Source organism: Neobacillus driksii (assembly GCF_013409995.1).
In the GTDB taxonomy this organism is placed as follows: Bacteria; Bacillota; Bacilli; order Bacillales; family Cytobacillaceae; genus Neobacillus; species Neobacillus driksii.
In genome coordinates this window covers 67,310-82,204 of record NZ_JACCBX010000009.1, presented here as the reverse complement: position 1 = coordinate 82,204, position 14,895 = coordinate 67,310, and the positions used below count along the sequence as shown (strand labels likewise).

The following is a 14,895-nucleotide window of genomic DNA, read 5'->3' as shown; positions in this document are numbered from 1 at the left end:
AATTTTTAAGTACGAGGATATGTTCTCCAGATACAACTCCCCATTGTTCTTTATGGTCTTTTTCAAATCTAACCACTTGGAAACCCATCATTTCGTCTCCCTTCAAATTTAAATTTAATTAACATAAAGACTCCTTAGAAACAAGGAGTCCACCTATAAAACTCTTTACTCTAAATTGTAACTGGATTTTCATTAACTAAAGCGCGATAACGTCCGCTGTAAAAAATTAAAGGGTCAGCATTTGTAAGCTGAATATCGGTTACTTTTCCGATAAATAATGTATGGTCACCCTCCAAATACTCTGCCGACACCTCGCAAGCGATTTGGGCTACCGCCCCAGCCAAAACAGGTTTATCATCAAGCCGGTCAAACAATACTTCACGGTGTCCCTTTATTTGACCAGCAAATATCATCGATAGCTCTTGCTGATCTGCCGCTAGTATATTGACGGAAAAGGATTTGCTTTGTTTAATTTTTTCAAGAATCCGTGCCTTTTCCCCAATAGATATAACAACCAGTTTTGGGCTTAAAGACACGGACATGAACGCATTGGCAGTCATGCCATGTACATCACCATCAACATCTGTAGCAATCACGGTAACACCGGTTGCAAATTTCCCCATTGCGGTTCGAAATTCACGATCATCCATGCTAATAACCCCTCTCTGCTATTTTGAATATGTCTTCTTGGTTCTTTTTTCAACTTATGATATTTTAGAAGATTCTAAGTATGTTCGCTTATTGTTTTTTACAGACCATGTAAAGACTAATATACAACAGGCCATTAATACGCACGTTCCAAAGATATACGGGGAGTCCATGTGCCAGTCATATAAAGTACCCGCACAAATTGGACCAAATAAGTTCCCTAAACTCATGTAGGCGTTATTCAAGCCTGCAGCAAAACCCTGTTCACTACCTGCCATTCTACTAATTACGGTGTTAACTGCCGGACGGATTAAGGTTGCCGCAATCGTGTTAAGTGAAGCTACCAAAACAATCAAGAAATATCCACTTACAAAGATTAATAGAAGTAAAGTGATGGATGCGATAAACAAATTCACCATAATCATCTTAATCTCACCGAAATAGGTAAAGAGTTTTTCAATAAAAAATAGCTGTAAGATTACACCTGCCAATCCGCCAACCGTAAAAATAAGTGACATTACTAGCGGTGTGTATTGAAACTTATCATCTAAATAAAGCGACAACGTTGCTTGATAATTAGCTATTCCAAAGCTAAATGTAAACACAACGATTAAATAGATGAAATAAGTCAATTTGGTTGAGCTAAGCATTTGTTTAACCAAACTTTCTCTTCTTGTTTGAACGAACGTAGCTGTTTTTATGTCAGGTAACAAAGTTAATGAAAGTAATGCTGACAAAATTGAAATAACACCTGCACAGAAAAACGGAAAGGTTAGGTTAACGCTTGATAATAAACCACCAATCGCTGGACCAATAGTAAAACCAAAACTAATGGATGCACCAATCAGGCTCATTCCCTTTCCACGTTGTTCAACCGTTGTAATGTCTCCAACGTAAGCTAAAATGGTCGGCATAACAAAAGCGGCGCCTACCCCATTTAAAAAACGAGAAACAAAGAGTATCCAAATTTCATGCGCTAACCCAAAAAGAATTTGGCCCGTCCCATAGATCACTAGGCCGATAACTATAAATTTTTTTCGACCTAAGCGATCTGAATAGTTTCCGATAATGGGTGAAAGTATAAATTGCGCAAAAGAAAAGGTTGCAATTAAGAAGCCATAAATTTGGCCGTCTGCTTGAAATTTTTCTAAATATGCAGGCATGACAGGAACAATAATTCCCAGTCCTCCCATAGTTATGAACATATTAAACATAAGAATATATAAAATAATAGACTGACGACGTTCCATCCTTTTCGCCCCTTTTTATCAAGAAGAGACTGTGAATCTTTTCAACTTATGGGGCATTTCTCTTCAAATAGTGCCACTTACCCCATAACAAAGACTGGTTGATCAAATAAATATTTACCATATACATCAATGGCATCTTCATATAATGAGGTAACATGTGTCCCAATTGCTATTAAATCACGCGTAATCATTTCAACTGGATGACCTTTAATTAAGGCTGAAGCACCTAAGGTTAGAACACATTTCACTGAAATATCAACACAATTTTGAATAATTTCCGCCCGGATTGCTTTATATTCACTTGGATGAAAGACCTCATCCTTTGATTCCAACATTTCGATATATGTCTTCATTAGACTTTTTGCCGATTTTAGCCTTAAAGTTAACGTAGCTAGTACTCGCTGGCTTCTTGGGCTAGCCATTTCCTCTTCACCATTGAAGCGAACACGTCCCTTTGTTGATTGTTTAAATTCATATAATGCTCTTTCGGCGGCACCAATAGACATAGCTGGAAACCCAACAAAGAAGGCTGGATGGAACGGGACATGATAATATAAATAGTCTGAATCATAGTTTTCATGCGCAGGTCTTGGATTTTCTGCCATTCTTTGTAGATTAATAACCATGTCATCTGGAACAAAAACATTTTCCACTACGATACTATTACTTCCTGAGCCACGTAATCCCAAAGAATTCCAGTTTTCGATAATCTTAATATCCTTTGTATTGACAATAAATCCATGCATGGACGGATTACTAGCCCCCTCTGCCTGATAAAGTGCACCTAATCCTACCCAGCCAGAATAGTTAATTCCACTTACATAGTTATACTTTGCACTAATTAAAAAGCCACCATCTACCTTTTGAATATTGCCAACGGGGGCAAAAATATCTGCTAATAATCCACCTGATTTTACAATCTCGTGCTGACGGTGTTCAGGTAGATAAGCTACCCATGCATTGTGTAACGAGAAGAAATACGTTAACCACGCCGCTGATAAATTATAATACCCTACCTCTCGAACCATATCAGCAAACATCGTAAAGTTGATTTGCGGGCCACCAAATTGCTTTGGCAAAATTAATTTATTGATTTCCTCTTCACGAATAATATTAATAATATTTTCAGATAACGTAGAATTTAAATCCGCTTGTAATGACTCTGCTTCAGCAGCCTTCCCAATGCGACGTGCACTTTCTAAAAGCTGCTCATAAATTTCTTGATCCTTTACCTTAACTGTCACTGTCATCCACCCTTTCTCCTCTCTCTCCTGAGCGATTGTAGACTACGGCTGCTCATCTATCCATCAGCAGAGCAGCCTGAAGTCTCATTAAATTCCTTGTTTCTCTTTCACTGGTCCCGCATTTAACAGTAATTCTTTCTTACCTGTCGTGCCAGATTGCTCACCCCAGTAGGTAAAACCTACCGCCATTTCGTCAAATGTCCATTTAACCGGCTCCCAGTCAGGTTCGAAAATGAGATAGCCATTTGAGAATAGCTCTAGACGAACACCGCTACCTGGATCCAGTACATAGATATACATCGCTTGAGAAATACCATGTTTACCCGGTCCTACGAATTCAATGCCATGTTCACATAAAATATCTGCAGCACGTAGAATATCCTGTGCATTATCTAGCCAATAAGAGAAATGGTGTAACTGATGAGATGAATCCGCATTTGGTATAGACATTACGGCTACGTCATGTACTAATGGGGTAACACTCATCCAGCCAGAGATTTGCCTATCATCCGGTGCAACTAAATATTCTCGCATTTTAAACCCCAGCTTTTCAGCAAGAAAATCCGTAACAATTTTAGAATCTATATTTGTTGCGAGATTGACATGATCAATACGACGCGGTGAGATCCCCTTTGCCCATGCCTTATATGTTTGATTTTTTAACACGGCGCGTCGATGTAATTCGGGAACTGGCTTATCCATATTAAAGTAAATTTCAAAATGATGGCCACTTGGCAGTTGGAAACGGATAGCCTCTCCCTGTCCTGTCTCTCTTCCTGCTTCAACGTATTCAATTGAAACGCCAGCATCCTTTAAAAGAATGGCAAAATGCTCGACATCCTCTGGTCGCTTTGCCTTCCAAGAAATATGGTCAATACGGGATTCCGGTCCTGAGGTAATAGACATTGTATGATGTTCAAAATCACCCCACGCACGAAGATAATGAACACCGTCTACCTCAATGGTTTCTTCTAAACCAACAATTTCTTTAAAGAACCACAAAGATTTTTCTATATCTGCGGATACTAATGCCACATGTCCAAGCTTTGCAATTTCAGGTGCCTTGTCAAACTTTTTCATCGTTTTCCTCCCCTAACTAAGCATAATAAATATAATAATAGCGCTTTCATTTCATGCATTTTTTCACACTTCATTTGCTATATTTTCTATCGATACATCAATTGGCCTTTGTACTGGTGCCGTTTTTAATTTTAATAACCCTAAACTGATGATAATAAGCCCTATAAAGATGATTAAATTAATTACCCCTAATGTATGAATACCAGAGGCTACACTTTCTGCAGTAGCTTGGGCTAATAGCTCTGTGACCTCAATATTCAATTGAGCTAGAGTACTTTGAAGTTCAGATGAAGTGCTACCCGTTACCTGTGCATCTATTAATTGTCTAGCCTGATCACCTGTTAATCCTAAGCTTTCCGCTTTAGCTTGAATCGTACTTTCAAAGCCTCTTGAAGTTGACATACCGTAAATAGTCAAACCCAACGTAGCACCTACCGGCAACCCTAAATCTTTAAATAAACTGAAGGTACCGGTACTTACACCTTTTTTATCCTCTGGTGTAAAGAGGAGAATGACCTTCATCAATGAAGCATTCAAGAAGCTTGAGCAGATTCCAACAAATACCATAACAGCCAGGATATACATAATAGAAGATCCCATATGGACACCTAAATACATCCCAATCCCGATTACACCTGTTATCAGTGAAATAAAAACTAGATATACCGGGTTAAAACGATCCAATAAAACCCCGATCGTTGGTGAGAATATTGCAGCGGAGGAAAATAGCACCGTTGTAATCATGCCAACTTGTAGTGCCGTCATGTTTGGATTGTCTGCCGTTAAAAAAGTTAAGGACATTAGAATACTTAACATCATAAAGTTCTGGAATGCGATGAGAATAGCTGGAATATATACACCTTTTAGTTTTAAAAGCTGCAAATCTACTACAGGGTGTTCTGTCTTTTTCTGCATATAAATGAAAATACCGAGCATTACTGCAAAAACTATTCCACTTGCTAGAAGCATCATCAGACCAAAATTTGTTAAAACAAGCGGCATTGCCACAAAGAGTGTGATTAGTAGCATAAATAGAGTTGCTCCCTTATAATCTAGTGCCACTTGTTTTCCTTTTTCACTTTTTGGTATGAAAATACTAATAAGAACTAATCCAATAGCCGATACTGTTGCGCTAGTTGCATAGACCGAACGCCAGCCCCATACATCAATTAGAGCACCTGCTATTGCTCCACCAGTTCCTGTTGCAATATAAGAGAACAACATGAATAGACCAATTGCTCGTCCTCTCTTTTGCTCAGGAAATAGTTCTGGAATATAGGCAAACACATTCGGGAAAATAAGTGCATATCCGATTCCTTGCAATAATGCACCAATTAGATAAATCCAACTAACAGGAGTGAATACTTTCATCGTCTGTGCAAGACAGAAAACAACTAAACCAACTATAATTACTTTCTTCCTCCCTACTTGGTCACCAAGTCGACCGAATAGGGGCGCTAAGGCAATGGCCGCACCACTTGATAATAACGTTAATAAGCCGCTATTCGCAGTGCTCACACCAAAATATTCACTAATATAGGGAAGAGCAGGAGTAGTAAATGCATTCGCTTCAAGAGCAACAAAGATTCCCAGCAACAGTACTGAATAAATGAACCATGGATTTTTTCTCATATAACACTCCTTAGGCTATTAAATTAGCGAGATTTTGTTTCATCAAAAAACTGATCAATAAGTTGAATAAACCGCTCATACTTTTCGATTTGAACCCAATGTCCACATTGTTTAAGTAATACTAACTCTGCGTTCGGAAGGTGCTCTAATACTGCTAAACTAGATTCACGAGGAACAAACTGATCTTCATAGCCGTGAATTAAAAGAACCGGCTGCTTAATACGACGCAATGCACTTGGTGGAATTGTCAATTCATGAGGCATTGTCGCAAATAAGGAAGGATATAGTTCTCTGGTTTCTGGCTTCATAATGTTTTCATAACGCGTTTGAACAATTTCCTCCAGCTGCTCTTCTACAACCGATTCATCATACATAAACCACGTAATAAGATTACGAAAAGCTTGAATTGTTGGATCCCTGAAGAATTGAGTCATACGTACAATCTCAGGTGACGGACCATTCTTACCGCCGCCTCCTCCGCTGCCCATCAATACGACTTTTTCAAATCGAGATGAATCATACATTAGCGCATTAAGAGAAACTACGCCCCCCATTGAATTTCCAATTAAGCTTGCTTTTTCAATATTGTTGTAATCCATTACTTCAAGGATTTGCTCAACACGGGCAGTAGTCCATTGCCAGAAAGTTAAATTTGTATTTTCAGGTAACTCTGTATTACCAAAACCAACCATGTCGATCGCAATAACATGGAACCTATTACTTAATTCATTTAATACTCGACTCCAGTTTGACTCCGAGTTCGCTCCAGGACCTGAACCGTGTAGAAATATTAATGTCCTCTCGTTTCCTTTTCCACCTTCACAATAATAGCTATTAAACTTACCTGTCTTAACCTTCCTTGTTTCATAATTACTCACTATCATCTTCACCTCTTAAAATTTATTTACATGCATGTAACGTAATTTCATAATAATCTAAAAATTAAAACAATATAATATCGATTTTCATTGTTTTTATAGTGTAAAACATTAATTTTCATTGTTTTTTGAATTTTTAAAATATATAGTAGTTATATAAAAGGAGTGAGTATAGTGGAAAATAACAAAACGTTCCATTCTTCCGATATTATCTTCTCTTCCGAGGGCTTTGGTTTACTTCGTAAAACGCTTTACGAGAATATTGGAGAAAAGAGGGCTAAAATATTATTATTGCAATTTGGATATAAGCTTGGAAGAGAAAAGGCATTAGAATTAAAGCAATATTATTCTGATAAGAAGGAATTAATCCGTTGGGCTCCTCTAACACATATTAATTTAGGTCATGTGTCAAAGGTAGAAACTAATGGATCTTCCATACTCAATGAAAATGGCGAAATTATTTTTATTGATTCAATAGGTAAATGGTTTGACTCTTTTGAAGCAGATTTACATACTCATTATCATGGAGAATCTAACACATCTGCTTGTCACATTTTAAGCGGCTATGCTAGCGGCTATTTATCAGAGATATATGAAATTGATATTTATGTAGTGGAACAATCATGTAAAGCTATGGGCTATCCACATTGTACTTTTGAGGTAAATACGAAAAAACAATGGCTGCAAATAAACCCTTTAATTCTTAACGAATTCGATCACCAAACAGTAGCTGAAGAACTTGAAATCACATACGATAAGCTATTAGGTCAAAAACTATTACTCGACAAGGTCACTAATTATCATAGCCAGCTTACTGAATGTGTAGCGAAGAAAAATAGCTTACTTCACGTATTAACCACAGCCTATAATATTTTGAATATACCAATTATCATTAAACAAACAAATGATAAAACTATTGCTTTGCAAGGAATCGATTTAACTACTTATACTAATCTATTGGAGCAAGAACCCAAGGCCGTAACGATTAGTAAACATAATGAAACGATATTCGAAAAATTAGGCGAAATTTATAAAATGACAACCCCTATCTATTTAGATAATAAGGTATTTGCTACCTGTTCATTCCTTTATGAAAATCCTCAATCATTGGATGAGAATGATTATTTATTTTTAGAGCGCTTATCTACCGTTTGTGCTCTTTGTTTTTTAAAGGAGAAAATTAGTTTTGAGACAACTGAACGCTTAAAAATATCGATCTTGGATCGTCTTATTTATATGAAGCACGAGTCTGAAGAGGAATTCAAAACGCATTTCCGTCTTTTAACAGACAAGATGGAGGAACCTTACGCAAGCCTAGTAATACGTTGTAATAATAAAAAGGATACTTATTTACCAATTGACTACTATGATCAATTGCTTCAATTTTCACAGATATTTAAACTACACTATTTAAATGCACTTTTCAGCATATCCAACCAGGATATTTATGTGCTTTTTAGTACATCTACACATCAGAATATCGAAGAACCTTTACTAAAAATACTTAACCAAATGCAGAAAAATAATCCTGATCTTCACTATACAATTGGAGTTAGTCATCCTTTTACTCAACTCGAGCTCTTCTCCGAACATTTAAAGCAAGCCAAACAAGCCGTCTCATTACCACGCAATAAATCAATCTCATATTATAGTGAGCTTGGACTGCTCGGGGATTTCTTAAATAATATCGATACTGAAACACTTAAGAAAACCGCCTCAACGCAATTAAAAGATTTGCTTATACCCGAACCAAAAATGCAGGAACTGCTTTATACACTATATATTTACTTAATAAATGGAAAAAGGTTAGAAAGGACAATGCAAGCATTAAACCTTTCGATGGGTGGAATCCAATATCGCATTCGAAAAATCGAGGAAACTATTCAGATAAACTTAAAAGATTCTTATACCACTGCTTATTTACTACTATTAATTGAAGCACTTATTATTATGAAAGAAATTGAATTTTAACGAGGGAAATTACAAAGAAGGCAGGTTGCAAAGCAACCTGCCCTCTTCTTTACTTCTCGTTTTTCTTTAACACGTACACAATCGTTGCCTTACTACCATTCCCAACAGCGTCGGTTGCCGTCACAGTTAATAGATTCTTATGTTTTAGCTTTGGCACGGATACTTTAAAATTACCGTCTGTATCTACTACCGCTGTTCCTAGCTCCACATTACCTATCATTACCTTAACCGTAGCTCCGGCTTCTGATGTTCCTGTGACATACGTATCATTATGAATGACTGGATTGACTCGTGGTGTATCTGGTGGTGTTACGTCCACAACAGTCACTACCGTCACTTCACTTTCATTGCCAGAACTATCTGTTGCAGTAACTCCAAGTTGTGTTCCGGCTGTTTGCTTTGCAATTTCGATTACAAAGCTACCATCTTCTAATGCAGTGCTTGAACCAATAACGATTCCATCTACAGACACTTCAACTGTTGCACCTGATTCTGCTTTTCCAGTAACTTGTGTCGATTGGTCGGTTACTTCGTTTACTGAAGGAGCATCTGGAGCTGTACTGTCCGCAACTTCTTGTACGATTCTACCTTCAACCGCTGGTGAAACAGGATTTACCTTTTCTAAATAGGAAGTAAACACTTCAAAATCTACAATGTATAACTCAGAAATACGACCCTCGTCCTTCGCTGTCTTAAACATGCTGTACCCATCACCGCCGTCCGCAGTGAAGGCATTGGTTGCTACGCGATACATTTTATCCAGTTGGAGTTCTTCATAACCATCATCTGTTAAAGCCTCGACATGCCAAACACGTTCACCAACAGGTTGCGTTGGATCGTACTTGAACTTCAACCCTGAAACCTGCATGAATCCACCTGCACCAGGTGCGCTTACACTATGTTCTAATGCGGCAAGTATTTCTTCACCTGTTAGGTCAAGAGTAACTAGGTTATTACCGAATGGAAGCACTGTTAACACTTCTCCTAACGTGATATCTCCTTGATCAATGGAAGCACGGATCCCACCGCCATTTTGCATCGCAATATACGTTGGGAGGAACTCATTAGCTTTTGCCGCCATTCCGTCTGCAATTAAGTTTCCTAGATTGGTTTCCTTGCTGCGAACATCATCACGGACTCCATTTAATGCAACCGACGTATTTCCTACCACCTGTTTTTGCAGTTCTGTTAATGGCGCTTTATATTCAGCTACCTTCGCTTTGGCAGCTGCATCCTCTGCATACGTATTTACATCCTTTAATTCACCAGTGTAATCCACGATTACACCATTGTCGTCGAATGTTACATCAAGAACGCCAAGATATTTTAGATACTCATTGGCTTGAACGATTAATGTCGGCTCTTCTTTTTCTACAACAACTGGTGCATCCAGTTTTGTATGGGAGTGCCCTCCAACAATTACATCAATGCCGTTTACCTGTTCTGCTAAATCCAAATCTGGTTGATAACCTAAGTGAGATAAAGCAATAATTTTGTCTACACCTTGTGCTTCAAGCATTTCAATTGTTTGATTGGCTTTTTCAACAGCATTTTCAAAAACAATGTTATCTCCAGGATTCGCTAGGAACGCTGTATCTTCTGTTGTTAAACCAAAGATCCCTACCTCTTCTCCATCTACTTCTTTAATGATGGCTGGGAAGATTTCTCCTTGTTCATCCGTTCCTCCGATTGAGGTATTGAATAGTGGCCCTAGGTCAGCATCTTGAGCCATATTTACGTTGGCAGACACAATTGGGAACTCAGCCTGCTTAATGAAGTTCGCTAGTGTCGCCGAATCCTTATCAAACTCATGATTTCCAAGTGTCATGGCATCAAAGCCTAATTGATTCATAAAATACAAGTCTGCTAGACCTGAATACTGTCTAAAATATAATGTTCCCGAGAACACGTCCCCTGCGTTTAACAACAGGCTATTTTCCTTCTGAGAACGCATTTCGTTTACTGCCGTTATCAACTTAGGGAATTGCTCTACATATGCATGTGTATCGTTTGTATGAAGAACAGACAATGTAAATGGTCCTTCTTCTACGGCTAAATCTAATTGAGCCACAAGTGCATCATGATCACTGGCGCGGCCATGTTCTTCCATATATGGAGAGTTAACGTTCACGATATCTAGTTTCGCTGCTTCGGCTAAGTTATTGGATACTAAAATATGATCTAATACTTGTGCATTTCCTTGATAGTTGTATGTGTATCTTTCAGAAGCAGGCAGCGTTTCAACTAAGTTCGTTAAGTCATCACCTTTTAAAGCGGCTAATGGTGCAGAAAACTCAAAATCATTTAAGTCTCCTAATACGACTACATTGGCGTCTTCGTTCTTTTCTTTAATATCAGAAACAAAGTTATTAACGATGGTCGCAATTTGCACACGTTGTGCTTCACTTTCAAGGTACGGCGGTTGATTTTTTCCAAATAAAGGCTGATCCCCACCTTTTGAGTTGAAGTGATTGTTAATGACAATAACTTCTTCACCTTGGAAAGTAAACTCAGCGGCAAGTGGCTTACGGCTGCTGTTGAAGGCTGCATTTGTCGGGTCAATGCGGCCAGGGTTTAAGGTAAGAGAACCATTTTCATAGGCAACAGCGCTTGCGGCATTTCCTTTTGGTGCCTCATTTAGCGTCACACGTTCTGGATTGTATAGATAGCCTACGCGGATATTTCCTCCCGGTACTCCACCGTCTTTGCCGTCAACTGGAGCAATTTCTGTCCAAGCATAGGTTGGTCCTCCAAATTCTTTGATCGTATCACTTAAAGACTTGTAGTTTGCATCAGCTCTCACAACACCATTATTCGTTTCCCCACTTTCGTCCAGCACTTCAACTAGCCCAATTATATCGGGAGATCCTAGGTTCTCGACCATTGATTTTGCCAGCTTATCACGTTTAGCAGTGTCTGTTGCTACGAAGTTTTCAATATTGTAGCCAGCAATGGTTAGCTTGTCTTCTTCTTTTTGAATAGTGGTTACTTCATTCGTTCTTTCGCGTTCTACTAGTTTAGGTAAATCAGCTGCTTTTGTTAGAATCTTAAAATTACTAAAGGTATAGCTGACCACTCCTGTGACTGTACCATTAAATGAGTCACCCGCTTTGGTTACAAAGCTGCGATCATCAAGCTGAAGAAGCATTTTCTCAGGATTTTGATTTTCTTTTGTTAATAGAGGCGTTCCTTCTTTTGTATATGCTTTTCCATTTACTTGACCCGTTATGACAGGTACTTCACCATATTTCTGTGGACCTGTTACTGTTGGATTTTCAATAGAAACTAGCATACCTTCTAGGCTTTCATAGAAATCAATGCCATCTTCTGACGGATCAAATGTCTTGAGTTGATCGTTATCAATGACAGAAGTTGGAGGGATTACGTCCCTTCCAATGACCAGTGGAGCAGGAAGCTGATTTTCACTTGAAACCTTTGTAATTTTTCCTGATTGGGCATTAATTTCTGTCATCGCTAAATCGGTTTGGAGTTTCTCGTCGTAACCATCTAGTACCCACTCTTTTACAAGTCCTGATACGGTTACACTATCTCCGACAGCTACACCGTGAGATGGCTTATAAACGAGAACACCCTCTGATGTAGCAGAATTGTCATCTGCCGTAGGGTCCTGCATATAAAAATTGCTGCCGTCTTCTACATAGGTTACTACCCCTGGTACATCTACCACATTTTTATCTTTATAAGGTGATATATGAGATTTCCCTTGAATGTCACGAATTTTTAGTCCTGTTACGCCTATAGGATCTTCACCTGGAGGTGGTGTTGTGCCATCGAATGAAATGGCCGATGGAGATTTTAGGCCAGGTACTGAAAAATAAGTTTCAAGTGAACCAGTTACAAAAACCATCTTTCCTACGATTGATGGATTTGTAAATAATCCATAGTTTGAGCGGAAATTAGAAGAGATTTGAACGGGTAATATTTTTGTTGCATCTTTTTCGGCAGGACTGTCTGCGATGGCAAAGTTAAAATCATCTTTAAATGGAGCCTCGAAATCATATGTAGCTTTCCCTCCACTGCCACCTGATGTATAACCTACAATATATCCTGCAACAGTCGCTGTCCCCGAATTATTCGCAATAGCCTGTGCAACAGTAATTGTTTCAGCAGCTTGTGCCCGATATGGCAGCACCATCCCTAGCAACATGACAAACATTGTGGTGATAGCAAAAAACTGTTTTCTAAGTCTCTTCAAGAGTATTCCTCCTCTTAATCTATTTACCTCTATAAAAGTAGTACTTCCACATAATCTTCCAAATCTATTAAACCTATCCTCCTTTCTTATAGAGGGAAGCACCACAGATATATTCCAAACTTACCATTTCTCTTTGTTTTTTTCGTTCTATTTAACGAAAACTTTACTCACTTTATACAAATCATTAATAATATTTACATAATCTAATAATGAATTTACACTACTACACCTCTATCATACTATTAATTAATTATTCTTAAACGAGAACAAATTCCCATAACCTTCCTCCTATTTTTTGAATAAATGCTAGAAACGAAAATAGGGGCTACTTTTGCTCAACCCGAACGATCCAAATTGACATGTCAATAAAAAAACGCTCCTTACAAAATGTAAGGAACGTTTCATTCAATTAATAAAGTTCATTAGAGATAACTTACCTTCATTACTCCTGAAGTTTCACTTGTACATTTCTCTTTCTTTTTCCATCTGCTTCCCCCTCCGGCAGGCGTTTATGCTTAATGAAAAAGGAAAGAATCAGTCCTACTAAGGAAAGTACGGAAACGACCATAAAGGCGATGTTCGCACCGTGTATATCCGGATAGGCAATCTCAGGGCGCTGTTTTGCTGTATCCGCTATTGTTGTCATAACGGTAACAAGGATAGCCGTTCCAACCGAAGCGGCAATCATTTTCATCGTATTATCCATGGCCGCCCCATGGGAAATTAATCGTTTTGGCAGTTGATTTAAGGCAGCTGTTGTGACCGGCATCATTACCATAGAAAGACCCAACATTCGAATTCCATATAGGACAGTAATATAGGTCAACGTGGTCGTCGGGCTTAACGTCGTAAACGCAAATGAAGCAGCAGTCATGATGGTTAATCCAATCATCACGAGCCATCTAGCCCCAACTTTATCAAATATCCTTCCAACAATGGGTGACATAAACCCACTAATCAGTGCCCCAGGTAACAATGCGAGCCCCGCCTCAAAGGCAGAATACTCCCTCATATTCTGCATAAAGAGCGGGATGATAGTTTCTGCTCCAATTAAGCCCATAAAGCTGATCATTCCAATTGCTATGGCAAAAGGGAATATTGAAAACGTAAAAACACGAAATTCCAGCATCGGATGTTTTAGTCTTAATTGGCGGAAAATAAATACAATCAGAGATATACTGCCAATTGTAAGTGATAGCAGGGTTGCAGCATGTGTCCAACCGTAATTTCCAGCACTCGTAAATCCATAAAGAAGACCGCCAAAACCAAAGGACGATAGTAGGATTGAAATGACATCCACTTTTGGCTTGGAAACCTCTGTGACATTTTTCAAGAAAAAGAATGCGACAACAATATCGATCAGAGCTATAGGCAAAATAATAAAAAATAACACCCTCCATGAAAATTGCGATGTCACCCATCCAGACAATGCTGGTCCGATGGCTGGTGCAAAGGATATGACAAGGCCGACAAGACCCATTGCAGCCCCACGCTTATTGACCGGGAAGATTAGTAAGAAAACGGTTGTCATTAATGGCAGCATAACTCCTGCTCCTACAGACTGAATAACTCTGCCTGTGAGAAGAATTTCAAAATTAGGAGCGATTCCACTTACAACTGTTCCTAACGCAAAAACACTCATAGCAGAGATAAATAACTGTCTTGTGGTAAATTTTTCTAATAGAAATGCACTAATTGGAATCATGATCCCATTCACCAACATAAAGACTGTGGTAAGCCATTGTGCACTATTTGCGGTAACGCTCATTTGATCCATAATTGGAGGAATTGCTGTTATCATCAGCGTTTGATTCAAAATCGCGATAAAAGCCCCTGCTAGCAAAAGGACGACAATCAACGATTGTTTATTTTCTGAACTCTTCATTCATCCAACTCCTTATTAAAAAAGATACTGTTACAGATTACCTTGTTTTCCTTGTAATTTCCAATCAAACGTTTTAGAGAAGTTGTGTACT

9 protein-coding genes are annotated in these 14,895 nt (G+C 38.5%); 1 reads left to right on the top strand and 8 read right to left on the bottom strand.

Features of this window, described 5'->3' with window-relative positions:
• Positions 1-170: 170 nt before the first annotated feature.
• From F4694_RS20125 to F4694_RS20100, 6 genes are all read right to left on the bottom strand, one after another.
• A complete protein-coding gene (locus tag F4694_RS20125; RefSeq protein WP_179601251.1) occupies positions 171-650 on the bottom strand; it encodes a flavin reductase family protein in 480 nt (159 codons plus the stop codon).
• A gap of 54 nt (positions 651-704) precedes the next feature.
• Positions 705-1,898 carry an MFS transporter gene (locus F4694_RS20120; RefSeq protein ID WP_257029323.1) on the bottom strand — a complete coding sequence of 398 codons (1,194 nt, stop codon included), beginning with the start codon at positions 1,896-1,898 and terminating at the stop codon, positions 705-707.
• A 77-nt stretch (positions 1,899-1,975) separates the two neighbouring features.
• Positions 1,976-3,148 carry an acyl-CoA dehydrogenase family protein gene (locus tag F4694_RS20115; protein ID WP_179601249.1) on the bottom strand — a complete coding sequence of 391 codons (1,173 nt, stop codon included), beginning with the start codon at positions 3,146-3,148 and terminating at the stop codon, positions 1,976-1,978.
• 81 nt (positions 3,149-3,229) lie between these two features.
• Complete coding sequence (locus F4694_RS20110; protein ID WP_179601247.1) at positions 3,230-4,222, bottom strand: VOC family protein; 993 nt, start codon at positions 4,220-4,222, stop codon at positions 3,230-3,232.
• A gap of 63 nt (positions 4,223-4,285) precedes the next feature.
• Positions 4,286-5,854 (bottom strand): MFS transporter, encoded by a 1,569-nt coding sequence (locus F4694_RS20105; protein WP_179601245.1) that lies wholly within the window; start codon positions 5,852-5,854, stop codon positions 4,286-4,288.
• Between the two features lie 23 nt (positions 5,855-5,877).
• Positions 5,878-6,732: an alpha/beta fold hydrolase gene (locus tag F4694_RS20100; protein ID WP_308806432.1), complete on the bottom strand. Its 855-nt coding sequence runs from the start codon at positions 6,730-6,732 to the stop codon at positions 5,878-5,880.
• Positions 6,733-6,906: 174 nt separating this feature from the next.
• Between F4694_RS20100 and F4694_RS32735 the strand changes: the two genes are divergently transcribed.
• Positions 6,907-8,703: a V4R domain-containing protein gene (locus F4694_RS32735; protein WP_179601242.1), complete on the top strand. Its 1,797-nt coding sequence runs from the start codon at positions 6,907-6,909 to the stop codon at positions 8,701-8,703.
• Positions 8,704-8,752: 49 nt separating this feature from the next.
• Here F4694_RS32735 and F4694_RS20090 read toward each other — a convergent pair whose 3' ends face one another.
• Positions 8,753-12,919 (bottom strand): 5'-nucleotidase C-terminal domain-containing protein, encoded by a 4,167-nt coding sequence (locus tag F4694_RS20090; protein ID WP_257029322.1) that lies wholly within the window; start codon positions 12,917-12,919, stop codon positions 8,753-8,755.
• Between the two features lie 442 nt (positions 12,920-13,361).
• On the bottom strand, positions 13,362-14,804 hold the full coding sequence (locus F4694_RS20085; protein ID WP_179601240.1) for a DHA2 family efflux MFS transporter permease subunit: 1,443 nt from the start codon (positions 14,802-14,804) through the stop codon (positions 13,362-13,364).
• Between the last annotated feature and the right edge of the window lie 91 nt (positions 14,805-14,895).